This window comes from Staphylococcus sp. 231237_7MaSpsaltlick (genome assembly GCF_043107035.1).
The window spans coordinates 1-457 of sequence record NZ_JBICNX010000364.1 but is presented as its reverse complement, the minus strand read 5'-3'; the positions used below and the strand labels follow the sequence as shown (position 1 = coordinate 457).

At 27.8% G+C, this 457-nt stretch carries 1 pseudogene; it reads right to left on the bottom strand.

Annotation, left to right across the window (positions count from 1 at the left end):
• Positions 1-257: 257 nt before the first annotated feature.
• Positions 258-457 (bottom strand): annotated as a pseudogene (locus ACF91D_RS31910) (DUF4238 domain-containing protein); the annotation flags it as partial.

Below are 457 nucleotides of genomic sequence, written 5' to 3'. Positions count from 1 at the left end.
AAAGTAGACATTCAGACAAAGGTTTAGATAAAAAAGATATTGTAGATTATATTAATGATGCTACTGATACTCAATTTGATATAGCTTCGTTGATTTGTAGTGTAAGCACAAAAAAGATGTCTAATTTAATACATCTTTTTTATCTTTCTAAAGTCAATGATATATTAAAAAAGCGATGACCACACACATAGTCATCGCTTTTTGAGTTCAACAACATTTGAGAAATATCATAACGGCTAAGCGTTCAATTGTATAACTTATTTTTTAGTATTCAATACATTGAGGTTGTCTGTATGAGGATAGCCACATATCCAATTTTTATTATTAAAACGGTTTTCTATATATTCTCGTTGCTTATCACTAAAATCCTCGTTTGAAATTATATAATAATTTCCCGTATTAATTGTAGCCTCATTTAAATACCTTGTTTTATCAGGTGTTAACATTACTTGTAAAC